Raw genomic sequence first — 17,699 nt, 5'->3', positions numbered from 1 at the left:
GCACCACCGGGCCGCCGGGGCGGGCGGTGCCGTACGTGCCTGAGTACGCGCTCACAGCTTCTCCTCCGAGGCCTGGACGTACACCGTGCCGCTGCCGCTCAGCTCCAGCTGGAACGCCTCGCCGGAGCCGCGGCCCACCATCTCGCGCCAGCCGAGGGCGGTGGACAGCCGGTTGCGGACGTCGCCGTGATGGGCGACATAGGCCCCCGGGTCCACATGCACCGGGCGGCCGGGGCTGATCGGCAGCTCGAAGACGCCGCCGTGGGCCATCACGGCGACCCCGCCCTGGCCCTGGAGGGTGGTGGTGAACAGGCCCTGGCCGGTGACCTGGCCGCGCACCAGGCCCATCACCCCGCCCTGCGAGCCCATGAACATCGTGCCCTGGCGCAGCGCGCCCTCGAAGGCGAGCAGGCGGTCGGCCTCCACGTACAGGGTGTCGCCGGTGAGGTGGATGACATGGACGTGATGGCCGCCGTGTCCGAAGAACACGGTGCCGCTGCCCTCGACGGTCATCAGCGGGGTCGCCTCGCCCGACACCCGGCGCCCCAGCATGGACATCACCCCGCCCTGGCCGCCCTGGATGTTGGGCGTGAAGGACACGTCCCCCCGGTAGGCGAGCATCGCCCCGCGCTGGCTGAACAGCCGCTGCCCGGGGAGCACGGTCGCCTCGACCATCTTGGAGTTGATCTCTCGGAAGGTCATCTCACAGATCCCCCGCGATCGTGTTCCGCTCGCTCGGCTGCACATACACCAGGCCGTCCCCCTCGAAGCGGATCTGGAAGGCCTCGCCGCCGCCCTCCCCGAGGAAGGTGCGGAACGTCACACCGGACTGGAAGGACTGCCGGACATCGCCCTGATGGGCGACATAGGCCCCCGGGTCGACGGTCAGCGGGTACTGGGGGCTGACCCGGAGTGCCACCGCGGGGCCGTCGGACATGATCGCCGCCTGGCCGTGTCCCTCCACCGTCGTGGTGAACAGGCCGTTGCCCTGGGAGGCGCCGCGCAGTCCGGTGAACGTGGTGCCCGTACGCAGCGCGGCGTCCGTCACCAGCAGATTGCTCGACTCCACGTACAGCTTTTCGCCCTGGAGGCGCACCAGGTTGATCTCGGTCGCCCGGTCGGCGAACCAGCAGGTCCCGTGCCCCTTCACCTCCATCACCGCCATCTGCTCACCGGTGAGCCGGCGGGTCACCATCCCGCGCAGTCCGTCCCCGCCCCCGGTGAGTTTCTTGAACGACATCTGCCCGTCGTACGCGACCATCGAGCCGTTCTTCGCCTTCACGGCGTCCCCGGTCATCTCGACGGCGAGCACCCTGCTGCCTTGCAATCGGAACATCGCCACGCTGCGAACGTAGCGGCAGCGCGGGTGGACCGAACAGCACCCGCGGGTGGAGCCGCACCCTGAGCGGACCCCTAGGGGCACCGTTTGCCACAATGGGGGACGCTTGTGCCCCCATTCACAAAGCCGATCACGGCATCGGTCCCGTCAGCGGCCGTGCCCCGCAGCGACACTCCCCCCGAAGGTGACCCGTGGACCTCAAGACCGCCTCCGCCCTGCGCCGCCTGCGCCTGATCTCCGTGCCGGAGGGCATCTCCTGGATCGTCCTCGCGACCTGCACGATCATCAAGTACACGGTCGACTCCGGCGTCAACGTCGCCCCCGTCATGGGCCCGATCCACGGCGTGCTGTTCGTCCTCTACGTGCTCTTCTGGGCCGACGCCTGGAACCGCGCCAAGTGGGCCAAGGGCAAGGCCGGCCTGTACATCGCCTACTCGGTCATCCCCTTCGGCGGCTTCATCGTCGAGCGCGCCCTGCGCCGCGAGGCCGAGGACGCCGTGATCGCCGCCCGCGCCCGCAAGGAAGGGGTCGTGAACGTATGATCGTCGCCTTCTCCGTGACGCCCCTCGGCGTCGGCGAGGACGTCGGGGAGTACGTCGCCGACGCCGTCCGCGTGGTCCGCGAGTCCGGCCTGCCGAACCGCACCGACGCCATGTTCACCTCGATCGAGGGCGAGAGCTGGGACGAGGTCATGGACGTCGTCCGGCGCGCCGTCGCCGCCGTCGAAGCGCGCGCCCCGCGCGTCTCCCTCGTCCTCAAGGCCGACATCCGGCCCGGTGTCACCGACGGCCTCACCTCCAAGGTGGAGACGGTCGAACGCCACCTGGCGGACCAGTAGTTTTGAGCGATCGCTCAAAGGAAGTACCTTCTTCCCGAAGATCCTTTGAGCGGTCGCTCAGCCGGCGGCCTGACGTGGGGGAACACCATGGGTCTCTATACGGAGACACACATACGCGCCGACCTCGACCGACTGTGGGCGCACACCCAGGACCCCGTCCTGCACCGCCGCTGGTACCTGCTCGTCACCGCGCTCCACCACCTCCCGAGCGCCCCGGGCGAGCCGCGCCCCTTCCGCTTCACCGCACGGCTGCCCCCCTTCCTCACCCTCTCCGGCACCGGCGTCTCGGCCGGCGAGAAGGAACGCCCCGACGGCACCCGCACCTCCGCCCTGTGCTTCTCCTCCACCCACCCCCTCGGCCTGATCGCCGAGGGCAGCGGCTACTGGCGCTACGTCCCCGACGACCGGGGCGTGCGCTTCCTCACCGGCTACGACTACCGCCCCCGCGGCGGAGTGCTCGGCGCCGCCGCCGACCGCCTGCTGGTGCGCCCGCTGCTCGACTGGGCCACCGCCTGGTCCTTCGACCGGCTCCGGCTCTGGCTGGAGCGGGGCATCACCCCCGAGCGCGCCCTGTGCAACTGGCTCGCCGAGATCCTCGTACGCCTCCTGCTGCTCACCGCGTGTCTCGGCGGGCTGCGCCTGGAGCGGCTGATGCGCCTGTTCGGACCGTTCGCCGCCGTCATGGCCTACCTGTGCCCGGTGCTGCTGCTCGCCGCGGTCTGCCTCGCCCTGTTCAAGTCGCCGCTCGCCTGCACCCCGGCCGCCCGCCGCTGCCTGCGTGCCCCCGCCACCCGGATCCGGGCACCGCGGCTGCTGCGCGCCCTCCAGAAGCGCGTGCAGGCGCCCGCGTGAGCCCCGAGACCCCGAAGGCCCGGGAGACCAGGACCAAGCTGCTGGAGGGCGCCCTGCGCACGCTCGCCGAGCAGGGCATCGCCAAGACCTCGGCCCGTACGGTGGCCGCGGCGGCCGGCGTCAACCAGGCGCTGGTCTTCTACCACTTCGGCACGGTCGACGAACTGCTCGCGGCGGCCTGCCGGTACGGCGCCGAGCAGGCGGTCGCCCGCTACCGCGAGCGGCTCGCCGCGGTCACCTCCCTGTCCGGGCTGCTCGCCGTCGGCCGGGAGATCCATGAGCGCGAGCGGGACGGCGGCCATGTCGCCCTCCTGGGCCAGCTACTCGCCGGAGCACCCACGCACGCGGCGCTCGGACCCGCGACGGCGGCGGGGCTCGGGCTGTGGATCGCCGAGATCGAGCAGGCGCTCACCAGGGTGCTCGCCGGGACCCCGGTCGCCGAGTTCGTCGACCCGGCGGGGCTCGCGCGGGCGGTGGCCGCCTCGTTCGTGGGGATCGAGCTGTACGAGGGGGCCGACGCGGTGGGGGCGGAGGCGGCCCTTGCGGCGCTGGACCAGCTGGCCGCGCTGGTGGCCGCGCTGGAGGAGCTGGGGCCGGTGGCGCAGCGGGCCGTCCGGCATCGCCTGCGGCGGGCCGGGCGGTGATGGTGGTGGCCCGACGCGGGGCCGGGGCGGTGACGGCGGAGATCGGAAGAGCGTCGTGGAGGGAAAACGTGTGCTCTTCCGATCTCGGGGCCGGGGCGGTGACGGCGGTGGCCCGGCGCGCGGGGTCGGGCGGTGACGGTGGTGGCCCGGCGCGGGGGGTCGGGCGTGAGTGGGGCGTGGCTGGTCGCGCCCGCGCGGCCGGGCCCCTGTCGATGCCGGGCGGGCGCCCCGGGACCGGGAAGAGGTGGTCCGCGGCGGCCGAAAGGTGAGACGGAGCTGACCGGCATATGACCGGCGGGTAGGGTCTGATGACGTGCCGAAGCCTCTCAGCCTCCCGTTCGACCCCATCGCCCGCGCCGACGAGCTGTGGCAGCAGCGCTGGGGCAATGTGCCGTCCATGGCCGCGATCACCTCGATCATGCGGGCCCAGCAGATCCTGCTCGCCGAGGTGGACGCGGTGGTCAAGCCGTACGGGCTGACGTTCGCCCGCTACGAGGCGCTGGTGCTGCTCACCTTCTCCAAGGCCGGTGAGCTGCCGATGTCCAAGATCGGTGAGCGGCTCATGGTGCATCCCACGTCCGTGACGAACACCGTCGACCGGCTGGTGAAGTCCGGCCTGGTGGCCAAGCGGCCCAACCCCAAGGACGGGCGCGGCACCCTCGCCGTGATCACCGACAAGGGCCGCGAGGTGGTCGACGCGGCCTCCCACGACCTCATGGCCATGGACTTCGGGCTCGGGGCGTACGACGCGGAGGAGTGCCGGGAGATCTTCGCGATGTTCCGCCCGCTGCGGGTCGCGGCGCTGGACTTCGACGAGGGGTGACCCCCGCCAAGATCTCCCGGAACGGGTGGTTACGCTCGACTCCATGAAGAAAAGCGTGCTGACCCGCTACCGGGTCATGGCCTACACCACGGGTGTCCTGCTGGTGCTCCTGTGCCTGAGCATGATCGCGAAGTACGGGCTGGACATCAGCGGCGCGGCCGACATGACCCGTGTCATCGCCATCGCCCACGGCTGGCTGTACGTCGTCTACCTGGTCTTCGCCTTCGACCTGGGCTCCAAGGCGAAGTGGCCGGTCGGCAAGCAGCTGTGGGTGCTGCTCGCGGGCACCATCCCCACCGCCGCGTTCTTCGTGGAGCGGAAGATCAGCCGGGAGCTGGACGGCAAGATCGCCGACCGCACCCCGGCCGTCGCCGAGGCGTAGGCCCCGCCGCGACACGCGGGCCGCAGCCGCCGTACCCACCCGTACGGCGGCTTTGCCATCGACATTTACTAGGACGTCCAAGTAAATTCGAGGGTATGGACGCTCACGCCATCGAGGAGGGCCGCCGGCGCTGGCAGGCCCGATACGACGCCGCGCACAAGCGTGACGCTGACTTCTCCACGCTCTCCGGGGATCCCGTGGAGCCGGTCTACGGGCCGCGGCCCGGGGACACGTACGAGGGATTCGAGCGGATCGGCTGGCCGGGGGAGTACCCGTTCACGCGGGGGCTCCATGCGACCGGCTACCGCGGGCGCGCCTGGACCATCCGGCAGTTCGCCGGGTTCGGGAACGCCGAGCAGACCAACGAGCGCTACAAGATGATCCTCGCCGCGGGCGGCGGCGGGCTGTCCGTGGCGTTCGACATGCCCACGCTGATGGGCCGGGACTCGGACGACCCCCGCTCGCTCGGCGAGGTCGGGCACTGCGGGGTCGCGATCGACTCGGCCGCCGACATGGAGATCCTGTTCAAGGACATCCCGCTCGGCGAGGTCAGCACGTCGATGACGATCAGCGGGCCCGCCGTGCCCGTCTTCTGCATGTACCTGGTCGCCGCCGAGCGGCAGGGCGTGGATCCCTCGGTCCTCAACGGCACGCTCCAGACGGACATCTTCAAGGAGTACATCGCCCAGAAGGAGTGGCTCTTCCCGCCGGAGCCGCATCTGCGGCTGATCGGCGACCTCATGGAGTACTGCGCCGCCGGCATCCCCGCCTACAAGCCGCTGTCGGTCTCCGGGTACCACATCAGGGAGGCGGGGGCGACGGCCGCGCAGGAGCTGGCGTACACGCTCGCGGACGGGTTCGGGTACGTCGAGCTGGGGATGAGCCGGGGCCTGGACGTCGATGTGTTCGCGCCGGGCCTCTCGTTCTTCTTCGACGCCCATGTGGACTTCTTCGAGGAGATCGCCAAGTTCCGTGCCGCGCGGCGGATCTGGGCGCGCTGGCTGCGGGACGTGTACGGCGCGCGGAGCGAGAAGGCGCAGTGGCTGCGGTTCCACACGCAGACCGCCGGGGTCTCGCTGACCGCGCAGCAGCCGTACAACAACGTGGTGCGCACCGCGGTGGAGGCGCTGGCGGCGGTGCTCGGCGGGACCAACTCGCTGCACACCAACGCCCTGGACGAGACGCTGGCGCTGCCCAGCGAGCGGGCCGCGGAGATCGCGCTGCGCACCCAGCAGGTGCTGATGGAGGAGACCGGGGTCGCGGGGGTGGCGGATCCGCTGGGCGGCGCGTGGTACGTCGAGCAGCTGACCGACCGTATCGAGGCGGCCGCGGAGAAGATCTTCGAGCAGATCAGGGAGCGGGGGCTCGCGGCCCGGCCGGACGGGCGGCATCCCATCGGGCCGATGACCTCCGGGATCCTGCGCGGGATCGAGGACGGCTGGTTCACCGGTGAGATCGCGGAGTCCGCCTTCCGCTATCAACAGGCCCTGGAGAAGGGCGAGAAGAAGGTCGTGGGCGTCAACGCGCACACCGGTTCCGTCACCGGCGAACTGGAGATCCTGCGCGTCAGCCACGAGGTGGAGCGGGCCCAGGTCCAGATCCTCGGGGACCGCAGGGCCGCCCGCGACGAGAGCGCCGTACGTGCCTCCCTCACCGCCCTGCTCGCCGCCGCCCGCGACGGCTCCAACATGATCGGCCCGATGCTGTCCGCGGCCCGCGCCGAGGCGACCCTCGGCGAGATCTGCGGCGTCCTGCGCGTCGAATGGGGCGCGTACACGGAACCGGCGGGTTTCTGAGGGCGGTTGGGCCATGCGAGCCGACCGGGGCGAGGGCCGCGGCGCTGTCGCCGACCTGGTCACCGTGCGGGCCCGGAGCGCGCGGGCAGGAACCGGACCAGTGCGATGTGCGCCGGGCCGGATCTCCCGGTGGTGGCCGGGGGCGGGTTCGGCGCGACCGGTCCGCCCAGACTGCCTGCTGGGTGCCGCAGGCGTGGTGGCGGGGGCTGGTCCCGGGCGGTACGGGGCGACACGGGCGGTGGCAGGGGGCGGTCCCGGATGGTGGCGAGGGCCGGTCTCGGGCGGTGGCGGGTGCCCGGTCCCGTGCGGTGGCGGGGCGGCTCGGGCGGTGGCGGCACGGATCGGAAGAGCACACGTGGCTCGGGCGGTGGCGGCACGGCGGTGGCCGGGCGGCCCGGGCGATGGCGGGGCGGCCGGGCTGGCTTGCGTGCCGGTCCGGCCCGGCCGGGACGGGTGGGGATTGTGGGTGTCCGGGCGTGGCCAGAACGTGCATCGCTCCGGGTCGACTCGGCCGCCTTCGTGAACGGTCCCGGGCGGTAGCGGGGCGGCCCAGGCGGTGGTGGTGCCGGGTCCCGGGCGGTGGCCGGGTTGCTCGGGCGTCGCCGGGGCGGCTCGGGTGGCCGCGCTCGCTCGCATGCTGGTCCGGTCCGGCAGGGACGGGTGGGGGTCGCGGATGTCCGGGTGCGGCCGGAACGGGCGTCGGGACGGGGTGATTCGGTCGCCTTCGTGGGCGGTCCCGGGGGTGTCAGGCTGGGGCCGAGAGTCCCAGCAGCAGGACTCTGATGAAGCTGCGGATCCACGGGCCGTCGGCCGGTTTGCCGCTGACCAGGGTTCGGTGGACGACGGCGCCGGCGACCATGTCGAAGGTGAGGTCGATGGTGCGGGCGGTCTCCTCCGGGTCGGCTTCCGGGGGGAGTTCGCCGCGGGCCTGGGCGCGCGAGCGGCCCTCCACCACCAGGCGTTTCTGGCGTTCCACGACCGAGGCGCGGATGCGTTCGCGCAGGGGTTCGTCGCGGGTCGACTCGGCGACCACCGCCATCAGGCCGCTGCGGCACTCGGGGCGGTCCAGGAGCGCCGCGAACTGGAGGACCACGCCCTCGATGTCCGCGGCCAGGCTGCCCGCGTCCGGCAGCCGCAGCTCGTCGAAGAGTTCGGCTACCGCGTCGACCACCAGCTCGTTCTTGCCGGCCCAGCGGCGGTACAGCGTGGTCTTCGCGACCCCCGCGCGCATCGCCACGTCCTGGAGCGTGAGCTTGGACCAGCCCAGCTCCACCAGCGCCTCCCGGGTCGCGGCCAGGATCGCGGCGTCCGCGGTGGCGCTGCGCGGGCGCCCGGGACGGCTGGCGGGGGTGCGGCTCTGCATCCCCCGACCATAACCGGCCGGTGGCGGCCGGATCCGTGGCGTCGTGAGGGAGATCACCGGAACGCGGTGTCGCGTGACCCCTCATTGCCATTACGCTACGGGTCGTAGCGAAAGCTCGCGACGGACGTACGCGGGCGGACGCGACGGACGTACACGGGCAGAACGGCACGGCGCGGGTGGGGACCCGGCGCCGGACATCGACGCTTTTTTCTTCAGGCGCGGGATCAGGGGAGGATAGACGCATGCAGCCACGGAACATGTCCATGAGCGGCGTGGTCGACCTCGCCGCGGTGAAGGCGGCCCAGGAGGCCAAGGCCAAGGCCGAGCAGGCGCGCGCCGAAGCGGCCCGGCAGGGCGGCACGGGTGCCGTCTCCCCGGCCGATCTCGTCATCGACGTCGATGAGGCGGGCTTCGAGCGGGAGGTCCTCCAGCGCTCCGCCGAGGTGCCCGTCGTCATCGACTTCTGGGCCGAGTGGTGTCAGCCCTGCAAGCAGCTGAGCCCGGTCCTGGAGCGACTGGCCGTCGAGTACGCCGGTCGCTTCCTCCTCGCCAAGATCGACGTCGACGCCAACCAGATGCTGATGCAGCAGTTCGGGGTGCAGGGCATCCCGGCGGTGTTCGCCGTCGTGGCGGGCCAGGCACTGCCCCTGTTCCAGGGGGCGGCCACTGAGGAGCAGATCCGCGGGACCCTCGACCAGCTGGTGCAGGTCGCCGAGGAGCGCTTCGGTCTGACCGGCCTGACCGTCGACCCGGACGCGCAGCCGGGCGGCGTCCCCGGCGCGGGCGCCGAGGCCCCGGTCGGCCCGTACGAGGCGCTGCTGAACGCGGCCGCCGAGGCGCTGGACGCCGGCGATCTGGACGGCGCGGTCACCGCGTACCAGAATGTGCTGGCCGACGACCCGGCCCACCCCGAGGCCAAACTCGGTCTCGCGCAGGCCGAGTTGCTGCGCCGGGTGCAGGGCATGGACCCGCAGAAGGTGCGCCGGGAGGCGGCCGAGAAGCCCAAGGACGCGGACGCGCAGATCGCCGCCGCGGACCTGGATCTGGTGGGCGGTCATGTCGAGGACGCCTTCGGGCGGTTGATCGAGACCGTGCAGCGCACGGCGGGCGACGACCGGGACGCGGTACGCCGTCGGCTCCTGGAGCTCTTCGAGGTCGTGGGCTCCGAGGACCCCCGGGTGATCGGCGCTCGCAGGGCGCTCGCGCGGGCGCTTTTCTGACCAGTCCCTAAACGCCACGGCCTGTGACGCCGGGGTGAAAGGTTTGCCGACAAGGCGTTGAGGCCGCTCCGCTTTACCAAATCTTGGCAATCGGGGCGGCTGTTACTCCGAGTAAATCAAAGCCGTTGATCTGTCTGGTTTCGTACAGAGATCAACGGCTTTGCTCTGCCCTGTGTTGCGACTGAGTGTCGCCCTCTGAGATCACCCGGTCGTTTCTCGGTTATCCGCCCGTTACTAGCCAGTAACGAACCCCCTTGTGCGGGCGGCCAATTTGCACCACGATCGGCGACGCTCGGTCCATTCCCGTACCCCGGCATCCGGTCGGGGCGAGGGAGACTCTGGGTCCCCACCGAGCAGAGCCGGCGGCAGTGGCGCCGGCTCTCGGGCAGGGGGGTCTTCGCCGGCCGGCGAAGCCTGCCCAGCAAGGTTGTGCGTGATGTGTGTCAGGCGCGACCAGTGGTTGTCGCTCGGGGGTGATCGCCGGTGATTCGGGCGCGTAGGCGCCTCCGAGGACGGGCGCTCTCCTTCCCGAGGACGTAGCACTTCTCCCATCCCTGCCCGGCTGGGCCGCCGTACGTGGGCGAGTCCGGGCCAGGAGATGTACGTCCGAGAAGGAGGAAATATGGAGTCCCAGGTGCGTGGCGGGACCAGATGGAAGCGGTTCGCTGTGGTCATGGTGCCCAGCGTCGCCGCCACGGCGTGTATAGGTGTCGCCCTCGCTCAGGGTGCGCTGGCCGCTTCGTTCAGCGTGTCCGGGCAGTCCTTCAAGGTGTCCGCCGACAAGCTGGTCGGTAAGGGCTTCGAGCAGTACGGCGCGCTCGACAACGGCTACACCCTCAGTGGTGACCAGACGACCCACCCGGTCGCGGTCTCGGCCTTCAACTCGGCCGAGATCACGAACATGTGCCAGTCGGTCGTCACGCCGAACATCCCGGTGCTGGGTTCGGTCAGCCTCGTGCTGAAGGCCGGCGCGGACAAGCCGGTCGAGGCCAGCCAGCTGTACATCGACGTCGACGACCTGAGCGCCGACGCCACCTTCAACAACATCGACATCGGTGTTGCCGCCAAGGACGCCGGCAAGGGTCCTGGCATGAAGGGTGGCAAGGAGCAGGCCAACCCGTTCGGCTTCGCGCAGCAGGCCGACTCGGCCACGCTGACCGGTGTGAAGCAGACGGCGTGGGCGACCACGGCCGGCACCTTCAAGCTCAGTGGTCTGCACATGTCCGTGCAGGCGGGCACACACGAGTGCTACTAGGCACTCGTTGACGGGCGGGGGAGCCGACGGCGCCCCCGCCCGCGCCACATCCGCCGCGTCTTCACACGTGGCACACGTCATCACCACAGCAATGCCGCACCAGGGAGCTGTTTTCCATGAGCGCCGAGACCCCTGCCGCCGACCCCGGCCAGTTCAACGTCCGGAGGCAGCAGTTCCGCGCCTGGCGGGGCGCGCGGCCGTTCTGGGCAGGTCTGTTCGTCTTGCTCGGCGGCTTTCCGATCATGTACTTCCCGTACGCCCACCTCCAGCTGGGACACCTCACGCTGGCGATGGCGACCACCGCGGGAGCGGGATCCCTGATCATCGGTGTGCTGCTCGTCGTGCTGGGCGTCAGCCTCTGGTTCCAGAAGCATGTACGGACCTTCGCGGGAGTCGCCGCGATCCTGCTGGCACTGGTGTCCCTCCCCGTATCCAACTTCGGTGGATTCGTCCTCGGCTTCCTGTTCTCCCTCATCGGCGGGGCGATGGCCGTGGCGTGGGCACCGGGCGAGCCCGGCGGTCCGGAGTCGGCGGCCGGTGAGGCCGCACCGGGCGCGGGCGGCGCACCCGATGCCGCGCCGCTGCCCGGCCAGCGCGCGGACGGTACGTACGAGCCGAACGACCTGTCAGGAACGAGCCCGGCCAACGGGGCGAACGGGAGGCACAGTGCCGGCTGACGAGGTGAGCCGCGGGAGTGACGCGGACGAGTCCCGCGGGAGAACCGGAGCCCGCCACGCGGCCCCCAGGAAGCCGCTGTTCACCAGGTTCCATATGCCGGCCGGCAAGGCGATAGCCACCGTGGCGATGCCGACGGCCGTGCTCATGGGCATGGGCTTCACCTCCACGCTCGCCCTCGCGGCGGGCAACGGCGGCGGCCCGGCCTCCTCGCCCGCGGCCAAGAGCCTGACGGCGGACGAGTACAAGGACTGCGTCAAGGCGCTGGACGACAGCAAGGACCCCTCGTCCTCGCCGTCGCCCTCGGCCACCAAGTCCAGCGAGGCGCCGACGCCGACGCCGACGTCCTCGCCGAGCGGCGACGCGACGAAGGACACCGGCAAGGACTCCTCCAAGGACACGTCCGACCCGTCGTCCAAGGACTCGGGCTCGGGCTCCGGCTCGGGTTCGGGCTCGGGTTCGGGCTCTGACTCGGGTTCCGCGGGCAAGACCGCGCCGAAGCCGACCGAGACCTCCGGCTCCGGATCCGGTACGACGACGCCGAGCGCGTCGGCGAGCCAGGGCGGCGGCGGACTCCTCGGCACCATCGGCGACACCCTCGGGAACATCCTCACCGGCGGCAAGCAGGACACCGCCACGCCGTCCGCGAGCGCCACGCCCTCGGCGAGCCCGTCGCCGTCCGCGTCCGGCTCCACGGCGTCGTCGTCCGGCAAGAAACTGTCCGACACCGTCAAGGACACCACCTCCAAGGCCGCCAAGACGGTCGGGGACACGGTGAAGAACACCACCGGCACGGTCTCCAAGACGGTCGACGGCGCGGGCAAGGCCGTCAAGGACACGGCGGACTCGGCGACCCCGGACCCGTCCACCAGCGCGAGCCCCTCGGCGAAGGACTGCCCGGCGGCCACCACCGACGAGGGCGGCGTCGACAACCCGGTGCCGGTGGCGAACGACCCCTGGTACCTCCAGGCCAGCTCGCTGCTGCTCAAGGGCGCCGACTACCAGGGCATCGTCGAGGTGAGGACGGCGGGCGGCACCACCAAGAAGGTGCTGAAGTACGTCATCTCCGACGGCACCGACATCGGCGACCTGCACCAGACGGTGCACGACTCGCTGTCCGGCAAGACGTACCACGTCCAGGCGTCCAAGGGCTCGACGTCGACCATCCGCGACGGCAAGACCGTGATGTACACCGAGTCGATCTCGGGCAACCTGTTCGGTCTGATCCCGATGACGTTCACCCCCGACAGCCCGCCCCCGCTGAACCTCCCGCTGATCTACTTCACCAATGTGAAGGTGACCCAGGCCGCCCAGTTCGGCGGCAGCCTGCACGTGCCCGGGATGCATGTGTACACGACCGGCTGACCGGTCCCCCAGACCCGTCCGGGAGCCGCGACACCGCAGAGGGCGCCCCCTGTTCGCAGGGGGCGCCCTCAGCGCCGTACAAAGCCCGTGCGGGCAGCGTCAGTTGTCGGTGCCCAGGTGGTGCACCCGGATCATGTTGGTGGTGCCCGGGACGCCGGGGGGCGAGCCGGCCGTGATGACCACGGTGGCGCCCTTCTCGAACCGGCCCAGCCTGTCCAGCTCCTGGTCCACCTGGACCACCATGTCGTCGGTGGTGTCCACGAACGGCACCACGTACGGCTCCACGCCCCAGCTCAGCGTGAGCTGGTTGCGGGTGGCCTCCTCGGTGGTGAAGGCGAGGATCGGCTGGGCGGCGCGATAGCGCGAGAGGCGGCGCGCGGTGTCACCGGACTGGGTGAACGCGACCAGGCCGCGGGCGCCGAGGAAGTCGGCGATCTCGCAGGCCGCGCGGGCCACCGAACCGCCCTGGGTGCGCGGCTTCTTGCCCGGCACCAGCGGCTGCAGGCCCTTGGAAAGCAGCTCCTGTTCGGCGGCCTGGACGATCTTCGACATCGTCTTGACCGTCTCGACCGGGTAGGCGCCCACCGAGGACTCGGCGGACAGCATCACCGCGTCGGCGCCGTCCAGGATCGCGTTGGCCACGTCGGAGGCCTCGGCGCGGGTCGGCCGGGAGTTGGTGATCATCGACTCCATCATCTGGGTCGCGACGATCACCGGCTTGGCGTTGCGCCGGCACAGCTCGATCAGGCGCTTCTGCACCATCGGGACCTTTTCGAGCGGGTACTCCACCGCGAGGTCGCCGCGGGCCACCATCACCGCGTCGAACGCGTTGACGACGTCCTGCATGTTCTCCACCGCCTGGGGCTTCTCCACCTTGGCGATGACCGGGACCCGGCGGCCCTCCTCGTCCATGACGCGGTGCACGTCCTGGACGTCCTTGGCGTCCCGCACGAAGGACAGCGCGACCATGTCGCAGCCCATGCGCAGCGCGAACCGCAGGTCCTCGACGTCCTTCTCGCTCAGCGCGGGCACGTTGACGGCCGCGCCGGGCAGGTTGATGCCCTTGTGGTCGGAGACGACACCGCCCTCGATCACGATCGTCCGGACCTGGGGGCCCGCCACGTCCACGACCTTCAGCTCGACATTGCCGTCGTTGATCAGGATCTGGTCGCCGCGCGAGACATCGCCCGGCAGCCCCTTGTACGTCGTCCCGCAGATGTGCCGGTCGCCGGGCACGTCCTCGGTGGTGATGACGAACTCGTCGCCGCGCTCCAGCTCGACCGGGCCCTCGGCGAACGTCTCCAGGCGGATCTTCGGACCCTGGAGGTCGGCGAGGACGCCGATGGGCCGGCCGGTCTCCTTGGACGCGGCCCGGACGCGGTCGTACCGCGCCTGGTGCTCGGCGTGGGAGCCGTGGCTGAAGTTGAAGCGGGCCACGTTCATGCCCGCCTCGATCATGGCGACGAGCTTCTCGTGGGAGTCGACCGCGGGGCCGAGAGTACAGACGATTTTCGAACGGCGCATGGGGCGATCCTATCGGTTTGTTTCGCTACGGAATATTCCGTCTGGCGGAAGATACAAATGAGAGGACTCCTGCTCAGGTGCTGCTCAATTGCTCTTTCCGACCAGTGCGTAGGTCTGCGTCGCGATCTCCAGTTCTTCATCCGTCGGCACCACGGCCACGGCCACTCGCGCGGACGCGGGCGAAATCAGCCGCGCCCCGTCGCCGCGTACGGAGTTCAGCTCCGGGTCGACCGCCGCGCCCAGCCCCTCCAGGCCCGCGATCGCCGCCTGCCGCACGGGCGCCGCGTTCTCCCCGACCCCGGCGGTGAACACGATCGCGTCCACCTTCCCGAGGACGGCGTAATAGGCGCCGATGTACTTCTTGAGCCGGTGAATGTAAATGTCGAAGGCGAGAGCGGCTTCCTGGTCGCCCTCGTCGATCCGGCGGCGGATCTCCCGCATGTCGTTGTCCCCGCACAGACCGAACAGGCCGCTCCTCTTGTTGAGAAGAGTGTCGATCTCGTCCATGGACATTCCGCCAACCCGGGCCAAATGGAAGATGACCGCGGGATCCAGATCACCGGAGCGCGTACCCATCACCAGCCCCTCCAAAGGCGTGAGCCCCATGGAGGTGTCCACGCACCGGCCCCCCTCCACCGCGGACGCGGAGGCGCCGTTGCCGAGGTGCAGCACGATCACATTGACCTCGGCGGGGTCCCTGCCCAGCAGCCGGGCCGTCTCGCGGGACACATAGGCGTGCGAGGTGCCGTGGAAGCCGTAGCGGCGCACCCGGTAGCGGTCCGCGATCTTCGGGTCGATCGCGTAGCGCGCGGCGGACTCCGGCATCGTGGTGTGGAACGCGGTGTCGAACACGGCGACCTGCGGCAGATCGGGGCGCAGCGCGCGGGCGGTGCGGATGCCGGTCAGGTTGGCCGGGTTGTGCAGCGGGGCGACCGGGATCAGCCGCTCGATCTCGGTGATCACCCCGTCGTCGACGACGGTGGGCTCGGTGAAGAACATCCCGCCGTGCACCACCCGGTGCCCGATCGCCAGCAGGTCGGGCGAGTCGAGGCCGATGCCGTCCCGGGCCAGCTCCTCGGCGACCGCCTTGAGCGCGGCGTCGTGGTCGGCGATCGGGCCGTTCTGCTCACGGGTCTCACCGGTGCCGACACAGGTGTGCTTGAGCCGGGAGGTCTGCTCGCCGATCCGCTCGACCAGGCCGAGCGCGAGGCGGCTGGTGTCCCGCATGTCGAGCAGCTGGTACTTCAGCGACGAGGAGCCGGAGTTGAGGACGAGGACACGGGTCGCGGTCACGATGCGGGCACGCTTTCTGCTCGGTCTGCGGAGGTCTGGGCCTGGATGGCGGTGATGGCGACGGTGGTCACGATGTCCGGCACCAGGGCGCCCCGGGACAGGTCGTTGACCGGCTTGTTCAGCCCCTGGAGGACCGGGCCGACGGCGATCGCGCCGGCCGAGCGCTGCACGGCCTTGTAGGTGTTGTTGCCGGTGTTGAGGTCCGGGAAGATCAGCACCGTGGCCTGCCCGGCGACCTCGGAGCCCGGCAGCTTGGTCGCGGCGACCGTGGGCTCCACGGCGGCGTCGTACTGGATCGGCCCCTCGATCTTCAGGTCGGGGCGGCGGGCGCGCACCAGCTCGGTGGCCGCGCGCACCTTGTCCACATCGGCGCCGGTGCCGGAGGTGCCGGTGGAGTACGACAGCATCGCGATCCGCGGCTCCACCCCGAACCGGGCCGCCGTACCGGCCGACTGGACGGCGATGTCGGCGAGCTGCTCGGCGTCCGGGTCGGGGTTGACCGCGCAGTCGCCGTAGACCAGCACCTTGTCGGCCAGGCACATGAAGAACACCGAGGAGACGATCGCGGCCTCCGGGCGGGTCTTGATGATCTCGAAGGCCGGGCGGATGGTGGCCGCCGTGGAGTGCACCGAGCCGGAGACCATGCCGTCGGCGAGGCCCTCCTCGACCATCAGGGTGCCGAAGTAGTTCACGTCCGTGACCACGTCGTACGCCAGCTCCACCGTGACGCCCTTGTGGGCGCGCAGGGCCGCGTACTTCTCGGCGAAGCCGTCGCGCAGCTCGGAGGTGGCCGGGTCGATCAGCTGGGTGTCGCCGAGGTCGATGCCCAGGTCGGCGGCCTTCTTGCGGATCTGGTCGACGGGCCCGAGCAGGGTCAGGTCGCACACGCCCCGGCGCATCAGCACCTCGGCCGCGTGCAGCACCCGCTCCTCGGTGCCCTCCGGGAGCACCACCCGGCGCCGGTCGGCGCGCGCCCGGTCGAGCAGCTTGTGCTCGAACATCATCGGGGTGACGCGGTCGCCGCTGGTCGCCGAGACGCGGCTCGCCAGCTCGGCGGTGTCGACATGGCGCTCGAACAGGCCGAGCGCGGTCTCGGCCTTGCGCGGGGTGGCCGCCGTCATCCGGCCCTCCAGCGAGAACAGCCGCTCGGCGGTGGGGAAGCTGTTGCCGCGCACCGAAAGGACCGGGGTGCCCGGGGCGAGCCGGGCGGCCAGCGTGAGGATCTCCTGGCTCGGCACCTCGTCCAGGGTGAGCAGCATGCCGGCTATCGGCGGGGTGCCGGCGCTGTGCGCGGCCAGGGCGCCGACGACCAGGTCCGCGCGGTCCCCGGGGGTGATCACCACACAGCCCGGGGTCAGGGCGGTCAGCAGGTTCGGCAGCATGGCGCCGCCGAAGACGAAGCCGAGGGCGTCGCGGGCGAGCCCGGAGTCGTCGCCGAGCACCACCCGGGCGTCCAGGGCCTGGGCGATCTGCGCGATGGTCGGCGCGGACAGGGCGGGCTCGTCGGGCAGCACGTAGCAGGGCACCGGCAGCCGGGAGGCAAGCCGCTCGGCGAGCTCGTCGCGGTCCTCGCGGGCCACCCGGTTGGCGATCATGGCGAGGACGTCGCAGCCCAGGCCGTGATAGGCGCGGTAGGCGTTGCGGACCTCCGCGCGCACCGACTCGGCGTTCTGGCCGCGACCGCCGACGACCGGCAGCACGGAGGCGCCGAACTCATTGGCCAGGCGGGCGTTGAGGGCCAGCTCGTCGGGGAGCTGGGTGGCGGCGAAGTCGGTGCCGAGGACCAGCACCACGTCGAAGGAGCGGGCCAGCTGGTGGAAGCGGTCGACCAGGGTCGAGACCAGCTCGTCGGTGCCCTGCTCGGCCTGGATCGCGGACGCCTCCCGGTAGTCCATGCCGATCACGGTCGCCGGGTCCTGGGAGAGGCGGTAGCGCGCCCGCAGCAGCTCGAACAGCCGGTCGGGGCCGTCGTGCACGAGCGGGCGGAAGACCCCCACCCGGTCGACCTGCCGGGTCAGCAGTTCCATGACCCCCAGCTCCACGACCTGGCGGCCGTCGCCGCGGTCGATGCCGGTCAGGTACACGCTGCGCGTCACGTGTCCACTCCGTTTCTCATGTCGCCGTCGATAGGGACGCCATCGATAGGGACGCCGTCGAAAGATCGTCGTCGAAGGGTCGGCATAAAAATCGCCCACCAGGGTGAGCGGAACCCTCTTGACAGTACCCCTCGGCCGGGATAAGGCGCCCGTCAGGATTGCGGGGCTCCCCGGCGGACGTGAAAGAATCGGGGCAGGCTCACGCACGGACGAGACAGCGAGCAGGAGACACAG

At 71.1% G+C, this 17,699-nt stretch carries 17 protein-coding genes; 11 read left to right on the top strand and 6 right to left on the bottom strand.

Going from position 1 to position 17,699, the window contains the following annotated elements:
• Positions 1-51: 51 nt before the first annotated feature.
• Both ACLF5H_RS03200 and ACLF5H_RS03195 read right to left on the bottom strand, forming a co-directional pair.
• The gene (locus ACLF5H_RS03200) at positions 52-702 is read right to left on the bottom strand and encodes an AIM24 family protein (RefSeq protein WP_421674556.1); all 651 of its coding nucleotides are present in this window, start codon (positions 700-702) and stop codon (positions 52-54) included.
• A gap of 1 nt (position 703) precedes the next feature.
• The gene (locus ACLF5H_RS03195; RefSeq protein WP_421674606.1) at positions 704-1,336 is read right to left on the bottom strand and encodes an AIM24 family protein; all 633 of its coding nucleotides are present in this window, start codon (positions 1,334-1,336) and stop codon (positions 704-706) included.
• 194 nt (positions 1,337-1,530) lie between these two features.
• Between ACLF5H_RS03195 and ACLF5H_RS03190 the strand changes: the two genes are divergently transcribed.
• The 7 genes from ACLF5H_RS03190 to ACLF5H_RS03160 all read left to right on the top strand — a co-directional run bounded on the left by ACLF5H_RS03190 (position 1,531) and on the right by ACLF5H_RS03160 (position 6,674).
• Positions 1,531-1,881 carry a DUF3817 domain-containing protein gene (locus tag ACLF5H_RS03190; protein ID WP_421674555.1) on the top strand — a complete coding sequence of 117 codons (351 nt, stop codon included), beginning with the start codon at positions 1,531-1,533 and terminating at the stop codon, positions 1,879-1,881.
• Positions 1,878-2,177 carry an MTH1187 family thiamine-binding protein gene (locus ACLF5H_RS03185; RefSeq protein ID WP_301489290.1) on the top strand — a complete coding sequence of 100 codons (300 nt, stop codon included), beginning with the start codon at positions 1,878-1,880 and terminating at the stop codon, positions 2,175-2,177. Before ACLF5H_RS03190 ends, ACLF5H_RS03185 begins: the two co-directional genes overlap by 4 nt.
• An 87-nt stretch (positions 2,178-2,264) precedes the next feature.
• Positions 2,265-3,029, top strand: coding sequence for a hypothetical protein (locus tag ACLF5H_RS03180; RefSeq protein ID WP_421674554.1), 765 nt, complete (start codon positions 2,265-2,267; stop codon positions 3,027-3,029).
• Positions 3,026-3,673, top strand: coding sequence for a TetR/AcrR family transcriptional regulator (locus tag ACLF5H_RS03175; RefSeq protein WP_421674553.1), 648 nt, complete (start codon positions 3,026-3,028; stop codon positions 3,671-3,673). The genes ACLF5H_RS03180 and ACLF5H_RS03175 overlap by 4 nt, the downstream gene beginning before the upstream one ends.
• Positions 3,674-3,986: 313 nt before the next feature.
• Positions 3,987-4,496, top strand: a complete 510-nt coding sequence (locus ACLF5H_RS03170; RefSeq protein ID WP_421674552.1) for a MarR family winged helix-turn-helix transcriptional regulator — start codon at positions 3,987-3,989, stop codon at positions 4,494-4,496.
• 43 nt (positions 4,497-4,539) lie between these two features.
• Positions 4,540-4,878: a DUF3817 domain-containing protein gene (locus tag ACLF5H_RS03165; protein ID WP_421674551.1), complete on the top strand. Its 339-nt coding sequence runs from the start codon at positions 4,540-4,542 to the stop codon at positions 4,876-4,878.
• Between the two features lie 95 nt (positions 4,879-4,973).
• On the top strand, positions 4,974-6,674 hold the full coding sequence (locus ACLF5H_RS03160) for an acyl-CoA mutase large subunit family protein (protein WP_421674550.1): 1,701 nt from the start codon (positions 4,974-4,976) through the stop codon (positions 6,672-6,674).
• 745 nt (positions 6,675-7,419) lie between these two features.
• On the opposite strand, the gene ACLF5H_RS03155 is transcribed toward ACLF5H_RS03160, so the two are convergent.
• Positions 7,420-8,037 (bottom strand): TetR/AcrR family transcriptional regulator, encoded by a 618-nt coding sequence (locus tag ACLF5H_RS03155; protein ID WP_421674549.1) that lies wholly within the window; start codon positions 8,035-8,037, stop codon positions 7,420-7,422.
• A 242-nt stretch (positions 8,038-8,279) separates the two neighbouring features.
• Here ACLF5H_RS03155 and ACLF5H_RS03150 point away from each other — a divergent pair, with 242 nt between their 5' ends.
• The 4 genes from ACLF5H_RS03150 to ACLF5H_RS03135 all read left to right on the top strand — a co-directional run bounded on the left by ACLF5H_RS03150 (position 8,280) and on the right by ACLF5H_RS03135 (position 12,552).
• On the top strand, positions 8,280-9,257 hold the full coding sequence (locus tag ACLF5H_RS03150; protein ID WP_421674548.1) for a tetratricopeptide repeat protein: 978 nt from the start codon (positions 8,280-8,282) through the stop codon (positions 9,255-9,257).
• Between the two features lie 622 nt (positions 9,258-9,879).
• The gene (locus ACLF5H_RS03145) at positions 9,880-10,512 is read left to right on the top strand and encodes a DUF6230 family protein (protein WP_361674537.1); all 633 of its coding nucleotides are present in this window, start codon (positions 9,880-9,882) and stop codon (positions 10,510-10,512) included.
• Positions 10,513-10,628: 116 nt separating this feature from the next.
• A complete protein-coding gene (locus ACLF5H_RS03140) occupies positions 10,629-11,189 on the top strand; it encodes a DUF6114 domain-containing protein (RefSeq protein WP_421674547.1) in 561 nt (186 codons plus the stop codon).
• On the top strand, positions 11,179-12,552 hold the full coding sequence (locus tag ACLF5H_RS03135) for a hypothetical protein (protein WP_421674546.1): 1,374 nt from the start codon (positions 11,179-11,181) through the stop codon (positions 12,550-12,552). The genes ACLF5H_RS03140 and ACLF5H_RS03135 overlap by 11 nt, the downstream gene beginning before the upstream one ends.
• 99 nt (positions 12,553-12,651) lie before the next feature.
• Here ACLF5H_RS03135 and pyk read toward each other — a convergent pair whose 3' ends face one another.
• From pyk to pta, 3 genes are all read right to left on the bottom strand, one after another.
• On the bottom strand, positions 12,652-14,076 hold the full coding sequence (pyk, locus tag ACLF5H_RS03130) for a pyruvate kinase (RefSeq protein WP_421674545.1): 1,425 nt from the start codon (positions 14,074-14,076) through the stop codon (positions 12,652-12,654).
• Positions 14,077-14,160: 84 nt separating this feature from the next.
• Positions 14,161-15,369 (bottom strand): acetate kinase, encoded by a 1,209-nt coding sequence (locus tag ACLF5H_RS03125; protein WP_421674544.1) that lies wholly within the window; start codon positions 15,367-15,369, stop codon positions 14,161-14,163.
• Positions 15,366-17,465: a phosphate acetyltransferase gene (gene pta / locus ACLF5H_RS03120; RefSeq protein ID WP_421674543.1), complete on the bottom strand. Its 2,100-nt coding sequence runs from the start codon at positions 17,463-17,465 to the stop codon at positions 15,366-15,368. The genes ACLF5H_RS03125 and pta overlap by 4 nt, the downstream gene beginning before the upstream one ends.
• Positions 17,466-17,699: the final 234 nt, after the last annotated feature.

The organism is Streptomyces sp. LaBMicrA B280, from assembly GCF_049222185.1.
In the GTDB taxonomy this organism is placed as follows: domain Bacteria; phylum Actinomycetota; class Actinomycetes; order Streptomycetales; family Streptomycetaceae; genus Streptomyces; species Streptomyces murinus.
This window is presented reverse-complemented; position numbering and strand designations above follow the sequence as displayed.

Excerpts from the sequence above, each read along its gene's own strand:
- ACLF5H_RS03180 (WP_421674554.1), top strand. The coding sequence starts at position 2,265 with ATGGGTCTCTATACGGAGACACACATACGCGCCGACCTCGACCGACTG.
- ACLF5H_RS03160 (WP_421674550.1), top strand. The coding sequence starts at position 4,974 with ATGGACGCTCACGCCATCGAGGAGGGCCGCCGGCGCTGGCAGGCCCGA.
- pyk (WP_421674545.1), bottom strand. The coding sequence starts at position 14,076 with ATGCGCCGTTCGAAAATCGTCTGTACTCTCGGCCCCGCGGTCGACTCC.
- ACLF5H_RS03155 (WP_421674549.1), bottom strand. The coding sequence starts at position 8,037 with ATGCAGAGCCGCACCCCCGCCAGCCGTCCCGGGCGCCCGCGCAGCGCC.
- ACLF5H_RS03185 (WP_301489290.1), top strand. The coding sequence starts at position 1,878 with ATGATCGTCGCCTTCTCCGTGACGCCCCTCGGCGTCGGCGAGGACGTC.
- ACLF5H_RS03200 (WP_421674556.1), bottom strand. The coding sequence starts at position 702 with ATGACCTTCCGAGAGATCAACTCCAAGATGGTCGAGGCGACCGTGCTC.
- ACLF5H_RS03150 (WP_421674548.1), top strand. The coding sequence starts at position 8,280 with ATGCAGCCACGGAACATGTCCATGAGCGGCGTGGTCGACCTCGCCGCG.
- ACLF5H_RS03140 (WP_421674547.1), top strand. The coding sequence starts at position 10,629 with ATGAGCGCCGAGACCCCTGCCGCCGACCCCGGCCAGTTCAACGTCCGG.
- ACLF5H_RS03195 (WP_421674606.1), bottom strand. The coding sequence starts at position 1,336 with ATGTTCCGATTGCAAGGCAGCAGGGTGCTCGCCGTCGAGATGACCGGG.
- ACLF5H_RS03145 (WP_361674537.1), top strand. The coding sequence starts at position 9,880 with ATGGAGTCCCAGGTGCGTGGCGGGACCAGATGGAAGCGGTTCGCTGTG.
- ACLF5H_RS03165 (WP_421674551.1), top strand. The coding sequence starts at position 4,540 with ATGAAGAAAAGCGTGCTGACCCGCTACCGGGTCATGGCCTACACCACG.